This is a genomic window from Streptomyces sp. NPDC006265, from assembly GCF_040613555.1.
Taxonomy (GTDB): domain Bacteria; phylum Actinomycetota; class Actinomycetes; order Streptomycetales; family Streptomycetaceae; genus Streptomyces.
Genome location: NZ_JBEXSH010000041.1, coordinates 1 through 20,739 on the forward strand (window position 1 = coordinate 1; position 20,739 = coordinate 20,739).

General features: G+C 70.1%; 26 protein-coding genes and 1 pseudogene. All 27 read left to right on the forward strand.

Annotation, left to right across the window (positions count from 1 at the left end):
• The first annotated feature begins 59 nt into the window (after positions 1 to 59).
• Positions 60 to 1,424, forward strand: a complete 1,365-nt coding sequence (locus tag ABZ281_RS06045; RefSeq protein ID WP_356652556.1) for a hypothetical protein — start codon at positions 60 to 62, stop codon at positions 1,422 to 1,424.
• Between the two features lie 24 nt (positions 1,425 to 1,448).
• Complete coding sequence (locus tag ABZ281_RS06050; protein WP_356652558.1) at positions 1,449 to 2,759, forward strand: DNA methylase; 1,311 nt, start codon at positions 1,449 to 1,451, stop codon at positions 2,757 to 2,759.
• Positions 2,760 to 2,998: 239 nt separating this feature from the next.
• Positions 2,999 to 3,448 (forward strand): hypothetical protein, encoded by a 450-nt coding sequence (locus tag ABZ281_RS06055; protein ID WP_356652560.1) that lies wholly within the window; start codon positions 2,999 to 3,001, stop codon positions 3,446 to 3,448.
• Between the two features lie 175 nt (positions 3,449 to 3,623).
• A complete protein-coding gene (locus ABZ281_RS06060) occupies positions 3,624 to 4,292 on the forward strand; it encodes a hypothetical protein (protein ID WP_356652562.1) in 669 nt (222 codons plus the stop codon).
• A gap of 288 nt (positions 4,293 to 4,580) precedes the next feature.
• The gene (locus ABZ281_RS06065; protein WP_356652564.1) at positions 4,581 to 5,255 is read left to right on the forward strand and encodes a GNAT family N-acetyltransferase; all 675 of its coding nucleotides are present in this window, start codon (positions 4,581 to 4,583) and stop codon (positions 5,253 to 5,255) included.
• Between the two features lie 93 nt (positions 5,256 to 5,348).
• Positions 5,349 to 5,582: a hypothetical protein gene (locus ABZ281_RS06070; RefSeq protein ID WP_356652566.1), complete on the forward strand. Its 234-nt coding sequence runs from the start codon at positions 5,349 to 5,351 to the stop codon at positions 5,580 to 5,582.
• Between the two features lie 220 nt (positions 5,583 to 5,802).
• The gene (locus ABZ281_RS06075) at positions 5,803 to 6,270 is read left to right on the forward strand and encodes a hypothetical protein (RefSeq protein WP_356652568.1); all 468 of its coding nucleotides are present in this window, start codon (positions 5,803 to 5,805) and stop codon (positions 6,268 to 6,270) included.
• Between the two features lie 66 nt (positions 6,271 to 6,336).
• Positions 6,337 to 6,645, forward strand: coding sequence for a hypothetical protein (locus ABZ281_RS06080; protein ID WP_356652570.1), 309 nt, complete (start codon positions 6,337 to 6,339; stop codon positions 6,643 to 6,645).
• 420 nt (positions 6,646 to 7,065) lie between these two features.
• Positions 7,066 to 7,365: a hypothetical protein gene (locus tag ABZ281_RS06085; RefSeq protein ID WP_356652572.1), complete on the forward strand. Its 300-nt coding sequence runs from the start codon at positions 7,066 to 7,068 to the stop codon at positions 7,363 to 7,365.
• Between the two features lie 176 nt (positions 7,366 to 7,541).
• The gene (locus ABZ281_RS06090; RefSeq protein ID WP_356652574.1) at positions 7,542 to 8,555 is read left to right on the forward strand and encodes an N-6 DNA methylase; all 1,014 of its coding nucleotides are present in this window, start codon (positions 7,542 to 7,544) and stop codon (positions 8,553 to 8,555) included.
• 47 nt (positions 8,556 to 8,602) lie between these two features.
• Positions 8,603 to 8,956 (forward strand): hypothetical protein, encoded by a 354-nt coding sequence (locus tag ABZ281_RS06095; protein ID WP_356652576.1) that lies wholly within the window; start codon positions 8,603 to 8,605, stop codon positions 8,954 to 8,956.
• A gap of 13 nt (positions 8,957 to 8,969) precedes the next feature.
• A complete protein-coding gene (locus ABZ281_RS06100) occupies positions 8,970 to 9,965 on the forward strand; it encodes a DUF4007 family protein (RefSeq protein WP_356652578.1) in 996 nt (331 codons plus the stop codon).
• Between the two features lie 162 nt (positions 9,966 to 10,127).
• Positions 10,128 to 10,736: a hypothetical protein gene (locus tag ABZ281_RS06105; protein ID WP_356652580.1), complete on the forward strand. Its 609-nt coding sequence runs from the start codon at positions 10,128 to 10,130 to the stop codon at positions 10,734 to 10,736.
• Complete coding sequence (locus ABZ281_RS06110) at positions 10,733 to 11,560, forward strand: hypothetical protein (RefSeq protein WP_356652582.1); 828 nt, start codon at positions 10,733 to 10,735, stop codon at positions 11,558 to 11,560. The genes ABZ281_RS06105 and ABZ281_RS06110 overlap by 4 nt, the downstream gene beginning before the upstream one ends.
• A 307-nt stretch (positions 11,561 to 11,867) precedes the next feature.
• The gene (locus ABZ281_RS06115) at positions 11,868 to 12,110 is read left to right on the forward strand and encodes a hypothetical protein (RefSeq protein ID WP_356652584.1); all 243 of its coding nucleotides are present in this window, start codon (positions 11,868 to 11,870) and stop codon (positions 12,108 to 12,110) included.
• A 33-nt stretch (positions 12,111 to 12,143) separates the two neighbouring features.
• Complete coding sequence (locus ABZ281_RS06120; RefSeq protein WP_356652586.1) at positions 12,144 to 12,317, forward strand: hypothetical protein; 174 nt, start codon at positions 12,144 to 12,146, stop codon at positions 12,315 to 12,317.
• Entirely contained in the window at positions 12,314 to 12,676 is a 363-nt protein-coding gene (locus ABZ281_RS06125) for a hypothetical protein (protein ID WP_356652588.1), read from the forward strand. Before ABZ281_RS06120 ends, ABZ281_RS06125 begins: the two co-directional genes overlap by 4 nt.
• Positions 12,673 to 13,434: a DUF6884 domain-containing protein gene (locus ABZ281_RS06130; RefSeq protein WP_356652590.1), complete on the forward strand. Its 762-nt coding sequence runs from the start codon at positions 12,673 to 12,675 to the stop codon at positions 13,432 to 13,434. Before ABZ281_RS06125 ends, ABZ281_RS06130 begins: the two co-directional genes overlap by 4 nt.
• Before the next feature lie 38 nt (positions 13,435 to 13,472).
• Positions 13,473 to 14,393, forward strand: coding sequence for a hypothetical protein (locus ABZ281_RS06135; RefSeq protein WP_356652592.1), 921 nt, complete (start codon positions 13,473 to 13,475; stop codon positions 14,391 to 14,393).
• Positions 14,394 to 14,469: 76 nt separating this feature from the next.
• Positions 14,470 to 15,042 carry a hypothetical protein gene (locus tag ABZ281_RS06140; protein ID WP_356652594.1) on the forward strand — a complete coding sequence of 191 codons (573 nt, stop codon included), beginning with the start codon at positions 14,470 to 14,472 and terminating at the stop codon, positions 15,040 to 15,042.
• Positions 15,043 to 15,116: 74 nt separating this feature from the next.
• On the forward strand, positions 15,117 to 15,479 hold the full coding sequence (locus ABZ281_RS06145) for a hypothetical protein (protein WP_356652596.1): 363 nt from the start codon (positions 15,117 to 15,119) through the stop codon (positions 15,477 to 15,479).
• A 52-nt stretch (positions 15,480 to 15,531) separates the two neighbouring features.
• Positions 15,532 to 16,089, forward strand: coding sequence for a hypothetical protein (locus tag ABZ281_RS06150; RefSeq protein ID WP_356652598.1), 558 nt, complete (start codon positions 15,532 to 15,534; stop codon positions 16,087 to 16,089).
• Positions 16,086 to 16,991, forward strand: a complete 906-nt coding sequence (locus tag ABZ281_RS06155) for an N-6 DNA methylase (RefSeq protein WP_356652600.1) — start codon at positions 16,086 to 16,088, stop codon at positions 16,989 to 16,991. Before ABZ281_RS06150 ends, ABZ281_RS06155 begins: the two co-directional genes overlap by 4 nt.
• A 79-nt stretch (positions 16,992 to 17,070) precedes the next feature.
• A complete protein-coding gene (locus ABZ281_RS06160) occupies positions 17,071 to 17,730 on the forward strand; it encodes a hypothetical protein (protein WP_356652602.1) in 660 nt (219 codons plus the stop codon).
• 164 nt (positions 17,731 to 17,894) lie between these two features.
• On the forward strand, positions 17,895 to 19,046 hold the full coding sequence (locus tag ABZ281_RS06165; protein ID WP_356652604.1) for an SAV_2336 N-terminal domain-related protein: 1,152 nt from the start codon (positions 17,895 to 17,897) through the stop codon (positions 19,044 to 19,046).
• A gap of 395 nt (positions 19,047 to 19,441) precedes the next feature.
• Complete coding sequence (locus ABZ281_RS06170) at positions 19,442 to 19,657, forward strand: hypothetical protein (RefSeq protein WP_356652606.1); 216 nt, start codon at positions 19,442 to 19,444, stop codon at positions 19,655 to 19,657.
• A gap of 186 nt (positions 19,658 to 19,843) precedes the next feature.
• Positions 19,844 to 20,739 (forward strand): annotated as a pseudogene (locus tag ABZ281_RS06175) (NAD-dependent DNA ligase LigA); the annotation flags it as partial.

Consider the following 20,739-nt stretch of genomic DNA (forward strand, 5'->3'; position numbering starts at 1 on the left):
CTTGAATCGTGGTGCCTGTGCCAGCGCAACAGGCCCGTCCCCTCCCCACAGGTACGCCCATGACTTCCCTCGCCCTGTTCGAAACCGACCTGGACAAGGCCGGCCCCGCAGCGTCGTCCTCCGGCGTGCCGGCTCAGGCCGAAGTCGCCTCGGCGGATGCTCTGGAATCCTTCCGCGCGACGAAGCACAAGTCGCTCAACTTCGGTCTCGGCGTCGACTCGACGGCGCTGGCCCTGGCGATCATCAACGATCCGACCGCCTTCGGGGTCGCCAAGGACTTCTCCGACTTCTCGATCGTGACGGCGATGACCGGGTTCGAGTTTCCCGACACGATTTCCGACGTCGAGAACCATGTCCTGCCGCTGCTGCGGGAGAAGGGCATCCGGTACACGCAGGTCGCGCGCGCCGGCCACCTGGAGTCCGCCGGCGTCCAGGTCCTCTCCGACACCACGAATCCCGGCAAGGTCTTCGACCGCGGTCAGTGGACCCTCATGGACGAGTTGGAGGCCAACGGCACAGTTCCGCAGTACGCGGGCGGGCACAAGTGCGCGCAGAAGTTCAAGGCCTTCGCCATTGATGATCTCCAACTGCGGGAGGCCGGCGGCCAGACGGTCGGCAAGCTGTTCGGCTACAACGCCGACGAGCGCAAGCGCGCGGTCAAGGCCAACAAATCCCAGGCCGAGCGCAACGAAAAGGCCGGCCGCCAGACCTTCGCTCTGGACTACCCGCTGCTGCGGCTCGGCTGGGGCCGCAAGGACGTGCAGGGCTACGTCAAGGACCGCCTCGGGATCGACATGTCCAAGTCATATTGTCCTGTTTGTCCGTTCTCTGGGGTGTGCTCGCCGCAGCCGGACCACCTGAAGCGGCTGCGGAAGTACCCCGACCTCGCCGCGCGCGTGCTGCGCCTGGAGTACCTGTCGATGGCCCTGAACAACAACAGCTCCCTCTACAAGGACGACACCCTGTTCAGGCGGGTCACCGACGACCAGAACACCGAGGCGCTCGGCCAGTTCGACGCCCGGCTCGACGAGGAGCCCTGGGCGGTCTACCGGGTGCAGCGCGTCTACACCGCCGGCCGCCGGCCCGAGTGCAAGACCGATCACGGCGACCGATGCGCCAAGCCCGAATGCCGCGACAACGGCATCAAGGGCACCGTCTACCGGTCGGTGAAAACCGTCCGCACCGGCAGCCGCACCGAAGCCGGCACCTTCCTGACCACCGCGGCCACGGCGCTGAACCGCCCGGTTGAGCACTCCACGGACGCCCACGCCACCGGCATCGCCCGCGTACGCACCCGCGTCCGCCCGGACTCCAAGACGTACGGGACGTTCGAGGACTTCTACGTGACCGCCCCCGCCGGTGTGCAGGACAAGGCCCGCCCCGCCTTCGCCCATGTCTGGGCCGCGATGACCGACAGCCAGTAGTACCCGAACCCCCTGCGAGGAAAGATGACCACCGGCACCCTGCCACCCGGCGCCTACGACAAGCTCACCGCCACAGTCACGCGCGACACCGGCGACCGGCGCACGGCCGCCCTCTGGATCCACGCCGCGGCCCTCGCCCGGCACGCCCACGACCACGTCCTGGCCCCGGCCCACGACCGCCCGCCGGGCCCGGGCGGTCTTCTGAAGTCCCTGGAGAGCCTCGCCAACTGCCACCCCGCGCTCGCCCCACTCTCCGATCCGGCCGTACTGCCGCTATGGGAGCAGCCGCTCGGCGCGGCCGCCTGGGCCGCCATCGACGAGTTCTGGGACCGACACCCCGACCTGGAAGGTGAGCACCGCGTGGACGGCTACGCGCTCGGCGACACCTACCAGCTGCTGTCCGAGGAGGCCCGCAAGGGGCGCGCCCTGTGCCAGACCCCGCCCTGGGTCGCCCGTCTCCTGCTGCGCCTGTCGCTGGAGCCGGCCATGGAGGAGTGGGGGCCAGCCGGCGTCCGGATGATCGACCCCGCCTGCGGCACCGGGCACATCGCCGTCGCCGCGTTCCACATGGCCCGCGTCCCGCCGATCCGCGGCCGCAGGCCCGCTCCGGTCGGGCACGGGCCGCGAGCCGTCGAGCGGGCGCTCGCCGCAGTGGCGGGCGTGGACCTCGACGCGTACGCCGCCGCGCTGACCGCCTACCGGCTCCTGGCGAGCTCGGCGCACGTCCTCGGCGTGAGCCTGGACCGCGTCCCGGCGTCGTGGCCCGTCAACGTGGCCGCCGCCGACTCCCTGCTGGACCGCACCGAGCCCCTGCTGGCCGCCGGTGCCTACCACGCGTGCGTGGCCAACCCCCCGTACATCACCCCGAAGGACCCCGCCGTCCGCGACCAGGTGCGCGCCGCGTACCCGCAGGTGGCGGCCGGCAAGTACTCGCTGGCCCTGCCCTTCACAGCCCTGATGCTCGAGCACCTGGCCGTCCCAGGCGGCTTCGTGGCACAGCTGACGGCGAACTCGTTCATGAAGAGGGAGTTCGGCAAGCGGTACGTCACCGAGTTCCTGCCCCGCTTCGACGCGCGCTGGATCATCGACACATCCGGGGCCTACATCCCGGGCCACGGGACGCCCACCTGCATTCTCGTACACAGGTCCCGTCGGCCGGTCGGCGACACGGTCACGGTGATCCGGGGCAACCGCGGAGAGCCCCACGTTCCGGAGGATCCCGCGCGAGGACTGGTCTGGAGAGCGATCGAGGACGCGGTCGACAGCCGGTTGGCCTGGGACCGATTCCAGGCGGGTGCGGACCTCGCCCGGCGCGGTGGGGACAGCACTCCTTAGAACGTTGCGTACTCCTGTTTCATTGTGTACTGTCATTCTCAGGTCGGGCCAACGCCCCGCCAAACCAACCCACTTGACGAGCGCCGCTCCAGGCGTCGCGCCGTCTCAGCGCATCCGGGGGACCGAGAGAGATGAAACGGAACAAGCCGCTCATAAAGCGCCGTAAGGCTGGGACGCAGTCCCGGCGGCGGAGGCTGCATCCGTGGGGAAAGCATGCCTCCTCATACTGGGCGCTGGCTGTGCCCCAGGCGTTCACCGGGACCGGCCAGACCGTCCTCGACATGACCGGAGCGGTGCCCGCGGGTGCGGACGAGTCCACCCCCGACAACCCGCGCTACGGCTCCGTGCTGCGCTGGCGGCTCGACCGCGACGGCCAGACCCAGTTCGTCTACGGCATCCAGGTGTGGGGGCGGTACCAGAGCGAGAGCCCGTCGGCTTACGGCAAGCGCATCTCGGACGCGTTCCGCCAGTCCCTCCCCACTTCGCCGGACGTCTACCACGTGTTCGTCGCGGAGCGGCCGGGATGCGCACGCGGGACGCGGTGCCCGCTCACTCGGCACTGGTACACGGCCATCGAGGCCGACCTGTCGACCCACAAGCCGGACCGGTGCCCCATGGGCGTCCTGAACGATGGCCCGCCCTGGCGCTTGATCGGCCGGACAGTTCCCGATGGCCGCCACATCTACTAACGCCCGTCCGCGCAGCTCTCCTGGCCGCCCGACAGCCCTTCGGCTTCGGTCGGCCGGGCCCATGAGCCCGGATTTCGCCCGTGCCCACCATGCCCGTGGACACCGCTTTCGGACCTTCCGACGGTTCCCTCCTCTCGCCACCCCGACGCACTGCGCCTCGCCTCAGGAGCCCCGCATGACCAAGACCACTACCGTCACCACGATCCTCGGACCCGTCCGCATCCAGCGTCTGGAGCCCACCCACCCGGGCCTGGCCATGGTGCGGCGTCCGGCGGCCGCGAACGTGTATGCGGTCGAAGGCAACGGGGTTGCTGGCATGGTGGCTATCTCCCCCGCGTACGACGACCACAACTGGGGCGACATCAACCTAGGGGCGGAGAAGGTCCGCGCCCTCCTTCCGACTCGGTTTGGAGTGACCTTCGGCCGATGCGGAAGCATCCGACCGCTCCCTAACGGAACACCGGTCAGGCACGACCCGATCCTCACCATCGACGGGCTGGAGGTCCAATCCCCCGGCCTGACCCTGGCACGTGGCGGTGACACCACTGACTTTCCCGTCAGCATCCGTGCAGGCGACTGGGCTTCGAAGCCTGCCTCCGCGCTGGTCACCATCAGCACACACAACGTCATCCGGGCGGTCCTCGCCGTCCACGAAGCCGACCCCGACTGCGTCTCCGACGCCGACCGGGCATACGCCCAGTACCGAACCCCCGACCGGCGTACCTCCGCCCAGCGCGACCTACGGGCCGCCCTCCAACTCCGCAGAGAGATCCAAGCACGCATCACCCGCCTGGAGTCTTATCTCACCGCCACGGAGTCCCAACACACCCAGACGCATTCGTAGGCAAGCTGCCCACCGCCAGTGAAGTCCCGCAGTTCCGCAGCGCCCCCACTCGTCTGACTGCACCCCTCCCTCCCAGGAGCATGGCCCGGCCAGGGAGTACACCACGGACGCAGGTACCAGCCGACATCCCGATTCCGAGAACGATTCGATGCCCGTTGACAGCGGCCAGAGCTCGAATCTCGCCCACCTTCCGGCGTGACCAATGTCGCCGTTGAGCCCCCTCCGGCAGCCCTCCCTTCCGCCGCCCCAGAGGCGACACACTGCGCCCACATCGCCCCAGGAGTCACTATGGGTACCACCCGCACACGCCTGCCCGGCATCACCCTCCGCGACGCGGCGCCCACCGACGCGGACGCCGTCATGCGGCTCCTCGCCGACGTGAACCCCGACGATCCCGACGCGTTCGAGGATGTCCGGCCGAACCTGTCCCTACCTCAGGAAGGGCCCCTCTCCCACTTCCGGGCCCTGATGGTCGTGGCCGAAAGCGATAAAGGCGACACGCTCGGCGTCCTCATCGGAGGCGTTCCGCTGTGGCTCTTCGACCATCCCGGCATCGACGTACCGTTGGCGCACCTTCTGGCGGAGCGGACCGCGATCATCACCGCGGTTGCCGTGGCCCCCGAGCAGCGCGGGCGAGGCATCGGGGCCGAACTCATCCGGCATTCCGTACGCCGCTTCACGCGCGCCGGCTACGGGCTCCTGACCCTCAACTGCTTCCCGGAGCTGGAGAGTTACTACCAAGGTCTCGGCTTCTCCATCATGAACGGCCTGAACGTGGCCCTCGGCCCCCTGAACGCGGTCGGGCACCGATGGGGCGACACCCGGGTGGCCGCCCGGCTCCTGGACCGATACACGACCTTCGTCGACGTCCCGCGCCTTACCTCCCCGGTCGTCTCGGGCGTCCTTCCCAACACCCGGATGCCCCGTGGCACGTACTTCGACGGGGAGCAGTTTCGCGCCTGACTCGATCAAGGCCCGGGACGCCTGCCCTCCCAGGCCACCGAAACCACGCTCGGATGCAGGTGTCGGCCGGCATCCAGAACCAAGGAGGAACCGATGCCGGTTGTCGGCGGTAAGAGCCCGAGCCCATGGTGCCGATGGGCGCTGCGCCGGGGCACGCCGAGCGCAGTCGTCGCCCTGGACAGCGTATGGGTACTGGAGCCCGCCAGCCTTGTCGGCGCGATCATTGCGGCCGGGGTGGCGTTGGGGGCGCTCCTGGTCTTCGTCAGCACGATGCCGCGCCGGCAGCCGCCGGCCGAGCGGCGGGCGCGCGGGGGCTCCGGCGAATAGGAAGGCTCCGGTGCCGCGGCCGGTGCGCCGCATATCCGAGAACTCGGATGGTGGCCCGGACAGGTGATCGCCCGGCCCACCGTGCTGAGGGCGGCCCCGAAGACGTTCACGACCACCCGAGATGTTGCGTATTCATGTTTCAGTATGTAGATTGATGGCATCGCTGGCGGACCCCCAAGTCCACGCCGCACAAAACCCCTTACTGCTCTGGAGTCCTCCCATGCTTGCTGTCGTCCACGAGGTAAAGGTAGACGCCGCCCTTCTCGCCTACCGGAGGGGCTGGGCCGACGTCTGGCTGACCCTGGTGGACGTCACCACCGACGTGATGCACCTGGCCAGTCACATGCGCGCCGACGTCGAACGCTGCCTCGACGGCGACGCGAAGGCGCGACTCGACGAACGCCCCCTGGTCGCCATGCCGAACCTCGACCCGTCGGTCACGCCGATCTACAACACGGACGACTCGGCCGCCGGGGACCACCTCTTCGACGTGTACGTGCACGCCAGCGACGCCGCTGCCGCCCTCCGAGTGCACATGGCAGACGACCCCTACCCCACCTTCTCGAAGGCGCTGCACGTGCTGCTCAACGATCTGCGCGCCTACGCCCAGAACCTCGGCTTCGACTTCGACGAGGTCATGCGCGCGGCATCCCAGGCCCACCGGGTTGACCAGCGCAAGGCCAAGTAGCGCCCCGGCACCGCCGCCCGCGGTGCCGGAGCCCCACGAACGATCCCGTCAGGAAGGACCTTCGCCATGACCACGCCGCTGATACCCGCCCCGGACCCGACGTACCCTCCCCGCGGCTCGATACGGATGTACCTCGACCGCGGTGAGCACCCCGCGTCCCGGATGCCGCTCCTCAGTGCCGATCTCGACAACCCGCCCGCCGTCTGCGGAGACTGCGCCAACACGGTGTTGAGGCAGCTCGGCGACGGTCAAGAGCGTCTCAAGTGCGGGCTTCAGCCTCGCGGAAGGCGCAGAAAGCGCGGCCCCGATCTGCGCGACTCCATGCCCGCGTGCGTGATGTACGCCGCCGCGCCGGGCGCACTGCCCAACGCCTGATTGGCCCGGCCGCCCCGCAGGCCTCCTCTGCCGGGCGGCCGCCGCTCACTGACCGCCTCACCCAGTCATCCCGAGAGGAACGCCTCCATGTCGCCGTGCTCCGCCCACATATCAACCGCCCCTCCGGCCCCCCGCCGCCCGCACGACCCGAGCACGGGAGGACTGAAGTGCTTCATCTGTCGCGTCCGGCTCGCCAGCCGCGAGGGCCGTCTGGCGCACCACTGCAACTGCTGCGGAGAGCGCCTGTCGACCTGTCGTGACGCCGAGGGCAGGCGGTTCGCAATCTGCCCGAACTGCCCCGCGAGCGCCGAGGGATCGACGCCGAGCCGTGACCCGCTCGCCGAACTCCTCCGAGGCGACCACGAGCCTGACGCCTGGGCTCGGATGCTGGCGAGCGCTCGGGCTAGCTTCGGCGACCTCGTGGCCGACTACCTCGTCCAGGTGTCCCACCGGGACCGAAGCCACACCTACACCCGACTGTCCGTCAACGCGCACCGCCTCGATCTCCGCTTCGCCAGTCACGTCGAGGCCGCTGTCTCCGCCTCTTGCGGGGAGTGCTCGACCGGCCGTCTGTGGACGCCGGTGCGGACACTCGACGACCTCCTCCGGGTGCACCTCCGCGGCGAGAAGTCCGGCGACGCCCGGCCGTGCGACCACCCGGAGCGCCGTCAGTACGGGGTCGGCGCCGAGCGCACCTCCCTGGACCACATGCGCTTGTAGGAGTCGCCGGGTGTCGGCGCCGGAGCAACCGACGCCGACACCCGCCGCAGAGCCCCACCGCTCCCCGACTCCGGGGCCGGCGCAGGGGTCGGCACGAGTCCGAGCCGACACGCACGGCACGGATCGCCCTCCTTCAACTCCCTGACCTCAACACATTCACGCCCCAGGAAGCCTCCATGTCCGCTGAATCCACCGCTGCCCTCGTGACCGGGGCCGTCGATCAGGTGCTCACCCGGGGGGACCGGAACTGCACCGATCCGAGCTGCGCCCGTCACGCCGGTACGACCGAGTGTCCCCCGATCACTGTCAGCCGTAGCCCCGGCTCCGTCCTCGGCGAAGCGGTTGCCGAGGCCTGGCACGCCGCCGGCGGCAGCCGGCTCGACATCCCCGCAGGGGTCGTCGCCGCCCTTGCCCTGTGGCCCCAGAAGTCCCCCGGGGCCGCGGCCGCCGACACGATCGCCGCGTACATCGCCGCGCAGCCCCCGCGCGTCCTGGTCCGCGGCCTGGCTGATAGCGCCAACTACTACTACGGCCTTCGCCCCGACCTGTGGACCACCGCCCGCCCGCTGTTCGACTGGACCAGGGAGGACCTCCACGACACCCATCTCGCGGGCGTGCGCGCCGTGGCCCTTGCCGCGCTGCGCCACGGAGTCCTCCGGCACACGGGAGACACCGACCCCGCCGAGCGGTCCCGGATCGACCTCATCTCCTGGGTCATCACAAGCCTGCGCCACCACCACTCCCGGCGCAGCCTCGGCGAGTACCACACCCCGCCCGACATCAGCGATCTTCTCGCCGCAGTACTTACCGCGGACAGCGGCGCAGGGGGGCATCGCCGACGCGGCGAGTGGGCGCTAGAGCCGGCCGCCGGGACCGGAGGACTCTTCCGCTCCGCCGCGCAGGAACTGCGCCGCGGCGGAGAGGACCCGGCAGAGCGCGGCTGGGTCATGCTCGAACTCGACCCCCTTGCCGCCGCCGGAGCCGCCGTCAACGCCCTCGTCTGGGAACTGGGCCCCCGTGCGTTCGTCGGATGCGGAGACGTCCTCGCACAGCCCGACCTGGCCGAGGAAACCCTCGCCCAGGCGCGCGACATGGCCCGCCACCGCGACGACGTCAAGAAGCTGATCGGCTTCGCGATCGCCACACACACCACCGACCAACTGCTGGACGCCCTCATGGCCAGCAGGTAGCCACCTCGCCCGGTCCACATCCGTGGGCCGGGCCGGAAGGAGGAACCATGGCGGAATCACACGACCACAGCCAAACCCAGGCCGTAGCCCGGGCGTTGCGCGCCGTCCTGCCCGCTCCCAGCCGCACTCGCGTGTACACGCTGACCTGCGGATGCCCCGACACCGAGGGCGATCTCTCCTGGCACATCGACACCGAGACCCGGTCCTACGAACTCGACCTCTCCTTCGCCGCAGCCGGCCCGAGGCAGGTCCGGCTGACCAGCCAGCCGCTCATCGGTGACGGCACCACCTGGAGCGAAGACTTCCTCATCCCCAACGCCCCGGCCGACTGGGCCCATCCCCTCGCGCGTCTTGTCGCCCGGCTCACCCTCTCCGACCGCAGCCCCCTCTCCCTCGACTGAGCAAAGGACCCCAGTGTCGAACCGCACCGCCATGACCGGCTGCCTGCCCGCCTTCGGCCGGCACCGTGGCTACCCACCGCGCTACGGGTGGCTCCGCAAGGTCTACGACGCCCTGCGCCAGGACCCGACCGCCCTGCGCCGCCCCGACGCGACCGTCGTGCTCGGCGTCGGCAAGAGCATGGTCCCGTCCATGGCCTTCTGGGCCCAGGCCTTCGGGCTGGCCGCCCGCAACGGCCAGGACCTGGTCCCCACCGACCGCGCCCACTGGCTCCTGGACGACGAAACCGGTGCCGACCCCTACCTTGAACTCGACGCCAGCCTGTGGCTGCTGCACTGGTGGCTGGTGAGCGCCGAACAGTGCCACGTGCCCAGTTGGCGGCATCTCTTCGGATACTCCCCGCTCAGCCGGTCCAGCCGCGCAGCGCTGCAGGGGCGCCTGGCGGCCGCCGCCGAAGCGGCCGGCCACAAGACCCCGGCCGCGTCGGTACTCGCGTCAGACATCGCCTGCCTGGTGACCATGTACGCGCCCGGCGACCACACCGCCGCGAACATCGAGGACGAGCTCTCCAACCCCTTCCGCGCCCTTCACCTGCTCGACCCCGAGCCGCCCGCCGACCGCACAGCCGACCGCAGCCACCTCATGGCGCTGCGCCGCACGGCCGGACGCCACTGCCCCGCGCCCGTTCAGGCGTACGCGAGCCTGGACTTCGCAGCCCGGACCGCCAGCCCCGCGGCCCGCTCCATCAGCCTGACGCGGCTCGCCTCCGACCCCCTGGGGCCCGGCCGGCTCCTTCTCACCTGCACCGCCGACCTCCGCCGAGCCCTGAACCAAGTTGCGGACAGGCATGCGGATCTGGCCGTTGTGCAGTCCGGCGACGGCGAGGAGTCACTCGTCTACTCGCGCCCGCCCGTCCTTCTCGCCGAGGACGTCCTGGCCGACGCCTACCCCTCCCTGCGGCCGGGCACCAGCCGTGCTGCGGAGAAAGGGAGTTCTCCACCCCTGTCCTGACGGGCTCCGGCTTCCCGCGGGCGCGGATCGCTCCAACGAAGAAAAGCGAACGTTGCCTATTCTGATTTCTATGTGTACCGTGATGCTTGTTGGTGGTGCTCGCCTCCCGGCTTGAGCGCCCCGCGCCTTCCCCTACCGACGAGACAGGCCCAGGAGACACGCATGCGCATCAAGACCAGTGGACAGCACCAGGGTTGGACCGTGGTCCACCAGGCGCGGCGCGCGTGGCGCGGCTCCTTCGAGGGCGTATGGCTCGGCGTGGAGGAGTCCACCGGGCACTGGATGGTCGGCCGCCAGCACGACGGGCAGTCGATGGACGACGGCTTCGACGCGGACGGCAACTGGGCCACCTCCCGGCACTTCCGCGGGGGCAACGAGTACCTCAACATGCGCCGGGCTCTGGCCGCGTACGACGAGGAGGCACAGAACGCGAGCGACGTCTGGAACGGAATGTGGGACCAGCGCGCCCACGAGGCCGTCGCCCGACATCTCGCACACCGCGTTCCCTTCCCCGCGCCGGTCCAGCTCTCGGCCGGATGGATCGGGCGCGGACTGACCGACTTCCACCCTCCACGTGGGTCGACGATCCCGCTCGACGGATCGGAGGCCAAGTACGAGCTGATCCGCTACCTCCAGGGCCAGACCCGGTTCGACGAGATCGTGACGGAGCCGGGCTCGGTCTCCGAGGAGGAGGCGTACCAGCTGGCCATCAACGCGACGGGGCCGGTCCGCTTCGTGTGCCGCGGCGTGACCTTCTACCTGAGCGAATGAGCCGGACGGCATGGGCGCGGGGCCACACCGCGCACCGCGCCCGTGCCGCCGGACCACAAGTCGTCCAGCCAACCACCGACGTACACACCGAAGGCGAGGACACCGCCCCTGGGGGCGGTCGAGACGAGATGGACCACAAGAACCTCATCGGCCACGACGGCGCCGTTCACGAGGGCCTGCTCAACAGCCACACCGGCTTCATGATTGACGTGGCGTGCGACGCAGGCCGGTACTCGGTCGTCCACCACTACGAGAAGCTCGACCCGGCGCGCGTCACCGACGCTCCCCTGTCCTGTCCTGCGTGCGTCGCCGCGAACTCCCCCGCCACCGCGCAGCTGCACCGCGGACGCATCGCCCACCGGTATGCCGAAGACGTCCTCGCCCTCGCCGACACCCGCGAAACCCCGCCTGCCCAGGACGACGAAGGGCTCCGACTGGCCTTCGTGGCACTCGCGACAGAGAACCCGCCGCCCCGGACCCTGTACGCGCTGATCAGGGAGCACGTGACCGACATGCTGACCGATCGCGCCCTGGCCGAGCCGGAAGGGGTCCCGCAGGTCCTCGTGCCCTACAAGCGGTACACCGGCGGCACGGTCCAGGCCCCGGTCGGCCCTCGGGACCGCCTCATGCACTACAGCGCCGCTGGCGGCTACTTCCAGTACGTCTGGGTCAGTGGGCTCGAAGAGTCTCCGGACGGGATCGTCGTCACGGTCCACGAGAAGGACCGGCGTCCGGTCACGTACTCGGCGCGCGAGGTCAGCCAGCGGTACTCAAAGCTTGACTGGGCGGCACCGCTGCCGCCGAGCGGTGGTGATCGAAGCTGACTGCTACGGCCTGCCCTCAACCAGCCCTGGACAGGCCGGTCACGTAGCGTCGCGGCTGGTCCCGCCCCCACCCGCAGGTGCGCGCTGGGCTAGCGCTTGTCCCTCGCAGCCAGGTCCCCGCCGCGATGGCCTCAGCCAGTTCAGGTCTTCTCGCCCGAGACCCGCGCCGGGATCCCGCCGCCCCCCAGCACCGCGGCGGATGCGCCCCACCACCGTCCTGCCGCCCAACTGACCCTCCCTATTCAGGACGCTCTCGCCGCGCTGTCGCCCCGCCGCCGCATCACCCGACTCCGGAAGCGCTCACACCATGACCACCGACCGTCCGCACGTCTCCTACCTGGCCCCTTCCGATCCTGCCCGCCCCCAGCCCGGCCGAGCCAACGACGAGGAGGCCGACCGCTCCGAGAACGCGGTCCTGACCGCCTACCTCTTCCACCTGACGGCCCAGGGACACCGTGTCCTACGGCACCGCGTCGTCACGGATCCCGTCCTGGCGTCCACCGACCTCTTCGACGCGGCTGCCGGAGAGGTGGTGATGGCCTGTCACTGATCGCACTACGGCGCGCTCATCGCCGCCTACGGAGTGATCAGCGACTGCGCGCGGTTCTTCTCCCCGGCCCGCCGCGCACTTCTGTTCACCGCTGAGCCGGGCCGGGTCGCCAAGGAGTTCCTGTCCCACCACAAGATCATCGTGATCTGGCCCGAGGGCGAGTCCTTCGTCCGCGCGGATCCGGCAGCTGAGACAGGCGGGGCGTGAACCGCCAGAGCTTCGGGCCGCCGTCGACGGGAGTCGAGGAACGCGCCTGGCGCGCGGCCGGTCTCCTCGTCGACGTCGCCGGGCGCGTACTACCGGCCACGGCCCCGCCCTGCGCCTTCTGCGACGGCGAGGACATCGGCGACACCTGCCCGGCGTCCCTGACCTGCCCCACGTGCAAAGCCACGCCCCGACAAAGGTGCCGTCGGCCGAGCGGACACGCCGCCGAGCAGTGGCACCGCAGCCGCGTTTGCGCCGCCGACCTGGAAGACCAGCGCCGCCAGGAAGACGGCGACACCACCCTGCCCGCCCGCTGGGCCGACACCCAGCCGGCGCCGACCCCATCACGAGGAACACGATGACCACCGACCATCTCCGCAACAGCGCCACGGCCACGTCGCCCGGCGCACCGGACCGGCCGCGTACGGCCAGCGCCTTCACACCCCGCATCACCCCCGCCCAGCGCCGCGCCCTCCTCGCCGGGGCCAGGGACCCGATCGGGCTGCTGCCCAAGTCCGTCAACCTGCGGACCCTGGCGTCCCTCGCCGACGCCGGCTACGTCGGCCTGGATCAGAGCCGCGACGTCCTTTGTGGACGGGAGGCGACGCGGGACGCGCTGGACGTCTGGGGCGGTGCTCTGACCGAGGACGGCTGGCAGCGGGCCCGCGCCGAGGGCGCGGGCAGGTTCCGGATCGTCGTCGTCGGCTGCGGAAAGGCCAAACAGGATCGCCGGGTGACGGCCGGCGCGATGTACGTCGGCACCTTCCACGGCTCCTGCCGGGAGACGGCCAAAGCCCTGCTCCAGGACGGTGGCCGCCAGTACATCCTCTCCGCCGCCCACGGGCTCCTCGATCTGTCCACAGAGATCGAGCCGTATGACATTACCGTGGGCGACCCCGGCAGCGTCAGCGCGGACTTCGTGCAGGCGCAGGTCCGGGAACGCGGCATCGAGTCGGCGGACGTGACGGTGCTCGCCGGCAGCAAGTACGTGGCCCTCGCCCGGCAGTCCTGGCCGGGCCTTCAGGCGCCGCTCGCCGGGGCCGGCGGGATCGGGGAGATGAAGCAGCGCCTCTCCCAGATCCGTCTCGCTGCCCGGGCCGAAGCCAGGCAGGAGCGGTGAGCGCGCCGCTCGGGCCCGCTCCGGCGCGGTGGGAGGCCATGGCTGCCGGCAGCGCCGAGGGCTGGACTCAGCGGTGGAGCGGCGGTGTGCCGACGTGGGTGCATGCGTCGCAGGGCGGCTTTGACCGGCGTCGCTACGAGGTGGTCGAGCTGGCGGAGATGCCCGCCCGGGAGTACATCCAGGCGAATCACTACCTCTCGGGGTGGCCTCCGGCGGTCCACCGGTTCGGGCTGGTGGACCTCGATGCCGCAGGGGGCGACGACGGCCAGCTGGTCGACGGCCAACTGCTGGTGGGTGTCGTCGTCCTGGGCGTCCCGATGAGCCGCCGTGCTTTGACCAGGGTTTTCCCGTCGCTGGAGCCGTATACCGAGGCGTTGGAAATGTCGAGGGTGTGCTTGTCTCCCTCGGTGGCGAGCAACGGGGAGAGCTTCGCCGTCGCGGGTGCCCTGCGTCTGGCCGCTGGCCACGGCGTGCGCGGAGTGGTCACCTACGCGGACCCCGTCGCACGGCTTCGGACCCTGCCGGACGGGCGCACGGCCGGCTCGCCCCGAGGGCACCTCGGGGTCATCTACCAGGCCCTTTCCGCGACTTATACGGGCCGCAGCACGGCGAGGACGGTCATCGTGCTGCCGGACGGCCAGGTGCTCCCGGCCCGGTCGATCGCCAAATTCGTCGCCGGAGACCGCGGTGCCGACGGGTTCGAGCGGCGCATCGCGGCGCTGGGCGCCTCGCAGCGCCCTGCGGGGGCCGACCGGCGCGCCTGGCTGCGCACCGCACTGGAACAGATCGGGGCCAGGCGCCAGCGGCACCCGGGGACCCACAGGTATGCCCTGCCCGTTGGCCGCAATCGGGCCGAGCGGTCCAGGGCGGTGTTCGGCATGCCCGCGCTCCCCTACCCGAAATGGGCAGATACCCGTCACCCGGCCGGGTGTGTTGCTTATTCGGGTATCAATATGTAGTGTGATTCTCGTGATCGAGCGACGTTTCGCTCTCACGCACACCACCATCTTGGAAACCTCACCCAGAGGAACAACCGTGGACACGACCATCCCCGACCGCAAGGCTGCTCGCTTCGCCGCAGCCGCGGAATCCGGCGTCAACATGACCCCCGCACGCGAGTACACCGTCGCGGACCGCGCCGCATGGGCCCACGCGGCGCTGGAGGCATACAACAGGCAGGCCCCCAAGGCCCTGTTGCCCGTTCCCAAGCTGGCCGAGCGCGTACGGCTCGGCGTCCTCGCCGCCGAGGCCATGGCCCAGATCGCCTTCAACCTCCCCGACGACCGGGTCGTGGACGACCAGGAAAGCGCCGAGCGCGTGATCGGTGATCTGGTCGCTCAGGTCTTCTGCCTGACGGACGGACGGGTCACCACCCATGAACTCCACCAGGCCGCCGAGGGACTGCGCAGCGAGGCGTACCCCGTGAAGCTCGATGTCCTGTGCGCCGTCGCCGCCGCCGGAGCTGAACGCGAGGCCGCCATGCTCGCGGCGCTCCTGGACGCGGCCGAGTCCTTCGGGTGCAACGTCCCCGACATGGTCGACAGCGCCCGCGACTACTTCGAAGACCTCAAGGCCGAGGACGAGGAGGCCGAGGCGGCGCGCGCCTGAGCCTGCCCGCGAGCGAGGAACGCGGCCCCGGCGGCCGCGCTCGCTCCTGGCTGGGCCGCCAAGGAACACACCCGATGAAACTGATCATCCTCGCCTTCGACCAGCACTACCGCGTGTCCGCCACGGACTACAACTGGACCAACCCGGACGAGATCCTCACCCTCGGCACCGACGACGCCTTCGTCGGCCTCGGCAGCCGCCGATACACCACGCACGGCCGGGTCACCGCACTCGACGTCACCCGCCACGAGGTCACCGCCAAGATCATCAGTCTCCTCACCCAGGACGGCTTCTACGTGCCCGGACGTGAGCGGCAGAGCCAGGAGACCCGCAGGCGCATGGGCGAAGTCTTCGGCCTGGCCCGCGGCTTCGCGGTCGGCACCGTCATCGTCCTTCACCGTGGTCGGCCCCGCCGCCACGCCTCATCCCCGAACTGACCCGCTGGGCGCGGACCATCCGCCAGCGCCCGCCGCCCCCAGGAAGGGCCCCATGGACACCATGCCCCCGGACACCCGTACTCAGCAGCACTGGTACCTCGCCACCCTCGGTCACGAGGCGCTGTTGCGAGAGCTCGCCCCGCTGGATCTCCCCGCCTCCGCCACCCACGATCCGCTCTCCCTTGCCGGACGGTGCCTGATCGCCGACCCGATCGGCTACCCCGAAGCCCACCAGGCCGCGGAAAGGGTCCTGGCTCCGCTGCGCACCGCCCGGACGTTCACCACCACCGTCCCGGACGAGGACAACTCCCTTGAGCACACCGGTGTCGTGCCGGTGCTTGAGGAGCGCCAGGCCGGAGCCGTCATCGGCTGGTACGCCGAACTCCTCCTCTTCGAGCACAGCACGCTGCTCAACAAGGCCGCCTACCGCCTGTCCCGGATGCCGGGAGATCCGACCTGGATCATCGACAGCGACTTCCAGCCCAGCGGTCACCCCGGCATGCTGCGGCCCTTCGGCTCCCGGCGTCCGGGCGGCAAGCGGACGCTCCTGCCGCCGTTTGTCGCCGAGCTCGACCGCCTCATCGCGCAGGGGCCGGGGAGCGCGGCGTGACCCTGTATGGCATCCCGCCCGCCGGAATGCGCCGCGCCATGGCGCCCGAAAGCGGGCGGGACCACGCCCACGTCATCGCCGAGGCGGCGCATGCCTGGTGGACATCCAACCGCGGGGGCTCCAGCGACCGGGCCATCGCGGTCGGCACCCTGGCCACCCTCGCCCTCTCCGCGCCCTCGCGGCCGGACGGCCCCGATTACGGCCCGCTCCTGCTCCCCCTCGATGACGAACAGCTCGTCGACACGTTGCGAGCCGGCTGGAACTCGTTCTGGACCTACGACCCGGACCTGACCGAGGCCGCCCGCCCGCTCCACGACTGGCTCTCCCACCCCACTGACAACGACATCCGCGGCCTGGCCGACTACGCCCGGATCCTCCTGCGCGCAGGTCTGCTGGAGTACTGCTCCGACACCGCCCGCGCCGAGTCCGACGATGTCCTCGGCCTACTCATCACCCGGATGCGCAGCTACAGCGAACGGCAAAGCACCGGTGAGTTCTTCACCCCGGGGGTCGTCACCAACTTCATGGGCGACATGGTGTTCTCCGCCGACCGCAAGCCCGGTGACCTGTTCCTCGAACCCGCTGCGGGCACCGGGACGATGGCCCGGTCAGCTGCCGCCACATTGCGGTTCTTCGGCACCGACCCCGCCGTCTACCACTGGTGGCTGAACGACCTCGACCCGCTCAACGCCGCGTGCTGCGCCGTGAACGCCCAGCTGTGGAGGCTCGGACGGCAGGTGACCGTCTCCTGCGGCGACGCCCTCAACCGTCCCCGGCTTCTGGAGGAGGTCGTACAAGAGCGCGCCGAGCGGGCGAGATCCGAGCAGAAGGCCCGGCCGGTGCTGTACCCCACCACGACCCGCCCGCCGTTCTGGCCGTGGCAGTTCGCTCCGCCCTCCTGACCCGGCGCGGCGGCCGCGCCGCATCCCGCGGCCGGCCGCCGCTAGACCCTCACCCCCTGCACGAAACGGAGCCCCTCCCATGGCCATCAACACATCACCGCCGCCCGCAATCGCCACCTTGGTCCCTGACGCCGAGGGACACGGGACGGTCTTGCGGATCGTCTACGCCCACCACCTGGACGGCGAGTCTCTGGCCTTTCAGCTCTTTCACCGGTACGTCCACCGCTTGCAGGCCGGCACCCAGCTCCCGGACGAGATCACTCGCGCCGAGGTGATGGCCATCCTCGGCGAACAGGGCGCGGACTGCGCCGAGGGCTGGCACTCCTCTGCGAACGAGCCCACCGAGGAGGCTTCGGACGAGGCGTGGCAGTGGGTCCGCGCGCAGGTGAACCGCCTGTTCCCCGGCCTGTCCTGGAAGGTCGAGCCCGACCGGCGCATGAACATCCCCGGGGTCGACGAGGACAAAGTCGCCGACATCGTGATCCGAGCGCGCCCCCTGGCGTCTGATCTGACACGCCCTGCAACCATGTTCGATCCCGCGCTCACCTACTACGCGGACGGAACGCACGTCGTCATGCGGGCCCGGGGGACGGAACGCTGCGGGCACACCTTCGGCATCGCGGAGGGCTCCGCTTCTTACGCCTTCCAGGCCGTGCGGTGGGATGACGGCGGCGCTGACCTCGTCGCCCCCCACGTACTGCACCGCGTCGAGAGCCAGGCCCAGGACGGCGTGGCGTAGGAGGCCGCAGGGGGCCGGCGTGCGGAACGCCGCGCCTCCGCTCCTGGGCTTCTCCGGCGACCAGGTGCGCCGGAAGGGAAGAAGCAACGGGCAGCATCGGTGGGGTACTTGTGACGGGCTCGGTCCAGGAGATGAGGCGCGATGTTGCGTAATCCATTTTCGATATGTATTCTGGTTGTCATGAGGGCGGGAAGCCGCCCCAGTCCTCCAATTCCGAAGGAGCCGCTTCGTGCGGCTCGCCCTGGCCGTGGCACTCCCCCCGGCGGCCGGGGCCGCGAGGCCCGGACCGACTTTCCCTCCGTCCGGTCCGGGCCTCGCCCCCTCGCAGGCCCCAAGGAGACGACGTGACCATACGGACGAACACAGCCTCAGCCCTGAACAGCGCTGTGCGGTATCGCCTCCAGCTTGTCTTCGATGCCGGGCCCACGATGCCAATGTGGCGGCCGCTGCTGCGGCGGCTCCGCCAATCCCTGGCCCAGAGTGGCTCTTTCCAGAATGTGACGGTGTCCGTTCTCAAGGCCGATGGCACGCTGCGAGGGCGACAGGGCGGCGGGGACGACCGACTGGTGACCCTGGTGCTCAGCGACTGCTCCGGCCCGCAGTGGCACCCCGGTGCGGCCGGTGAACGCTGGCTGAGGACTCTGCGCAGCTGGGCGCGAGTGCGGCCGGTGGCGGTTGTACAGCCGCTGCCGGAGCACATGTGGCGGCGCTCTGCGCTGCCCGCGACGCCCGGTCGCATCTGTGCCCCGGCCGCCGGAGCCGCCAACTCCGAACTGCGCTTCACGGCGTACGACAACCCCTCCGACACGAGAGCGGACAGCATCCCGGTGCCTGTTCTGGAACCCGCCTCTCCCTGGCTGGATAACTGGTTCACTCTCCTCGGCGGCGGCAACGAGGTCCCGGCGGCGGTCGCCTTCATTCCGCCCGCACGCCCGACCGAAGGGACCGACTTCCCGACGGGGCTCACTGCTGAGGACCTGGTCCTCCGCTTCCGCGCCACCGCTTCCCCTGAAGCATTCCGTCTCGCGGGGCACTTGGCGGCAGGCGTCCCCCACTTGCCGGTGATGCAGATGGTGCACAGCTCGGTCGAGACGGCTCCGTGCGCGAGTCACCTGGCCGAGGTGATTCTGAGCGGCATGCTCCGTGCAATCCCCGGTTCATCCGGGAGCTACGCCTTCCGAGAGGGCGTTGCCTCCGTGCTGCTGCGCACAGTGCCGCGTTCCTCGCTCTCCCGCACGGTGGCTCTGCTGCTGCAAGCTGAGCCGTCGATGCGGCGTTCCCTGGTGAGCGCGGAGGCTTCACGACTCCTCGGCTAGGCGCGCGGTCTCCGCGTCCTCACGTCGACGTCACCGTCCGCCGGGCCCATCTCCCATAGCGCCGCCGGGTGCGAACGGGCGGTCCGAGATGAACGCCCTTGTATCGAGAAGGCCAGCGGCCCTGCTGCACGCCGGTGGGCCGCTTGGCCGACGGCACCCCCCATGAGGAACACGATGACCACCGACTACACCCACAACAACGCTGCGAGGGACAGGCCGGAGAACGCACTCACGACAGCGAATCGTGACACCGGCGGGGCGAGACACTCCATGTGTTGCTTATTGCTATTTCGGTGTGTAGCCTGATGTTACGGCGGCGCGCTCACAGAGCCGAGAATTCTCGCAGAATGCCGCCTCGATGACGTCCCGTGCAGCACGACAATTCTGGACTGAAGATGGCAAATCTCAAGGGCATGAAGACCGGCGACACAGCCGTCCGGACTGCTTACAACGGTTCCACTTACCACCACGAGGACGTAACCATCTTGAAGATGGGCCGCGAGTACGCCTACGTGGACAACGGCGTCTTCGTCCAGAAATTCCGGATCTCCGACGGGATCGAAGTTTGTGACCGTGCTGGAGCCGACGTGCTCTCTCCGAAGGAGAGTTGAGGGCCACGCGGTAACGCCGGCCCGCAGACCTTCCAAGTCCGATCAGCAGGACCCCGCACCCCGTTGAGCGCCCGGGGCCCGTCCCCAGACCCACGGCAGCCACACCCGGCGCCTCGCGTATCTGGTCCCAACCGCCCCTCCCGCCACTGCCCCTCATTGTCAGACCCCTACGAGAGGATCATCCTCATGACGACGCTTCCCGCCGCTCAGGCACAGTTCGCCGTGTCCAGCCGCACCGAATACGAGGCCGCGCTCCAGTTGCTGCGCGAAGCCTCGCAGGCGTACTACGGTGACGGCAACAGCGCCATGGACGACGCCTCCTATGATCAGCTCCGTCGGTCGGTGCAGGCCTGGGAGCAGGAGAATCCCGCCGAGGTTTCCCCGGACTCCCCCACCGGGCTCGTGGGCGACGGTGCAGCGCCCGTCGGCGACGTCGCGCACACCACTCGCCTCCTTAGCCTGGACAACGTCTTCGACGCCGAGGGCCTGGTGGCATGGGGTGCTTCGGTCCAGCGCCGTCTGGGCCACGTGCCGCAGGGCGGGTTCACCGTGGAGCCGAAGATCGACGGCGCTGCCGTGGCCGCTCGATACCGCGACGGCCGTCTGGTGGAGATCATCACCCGCGGGGACGGCAGTCACGGCGAGAACATCAGCCATGTCATCGGCCAGATCGACGGCCTCCCCGAGCATCTGACCGATCCGGTCACCATCGAGGTCCGCGGCGAGGTCGCCTTTACACAGGAGCAGTTTGAGACGGCGAACGAGATCCGGGCCGCGCACAACGCACAGGTCTTCGCCAATCCCCGCAACGGCACGGCCGGCACGCTCAGGGCGAAGGACCGGCCGTACCGGCTCCAGATGACGTTCTGGGCCTACGGCGCTGTCGAACTGGACGGCGTATCGTTCCTGCCCGCCGGAGCCACGCACGCCGAGACCCTGGCCGCCGTGGCCGCAGCTGGTATCCAGACGACCGCGGACTCCCCTGCCGGGCTCCACGTCGTCGCCGACCTGGCCGCAGCACAGGAGCGGGTTGACGCGATCGCCGCCATGCGTGCGGACCTGCCCGTCGGAATCGACGGGGT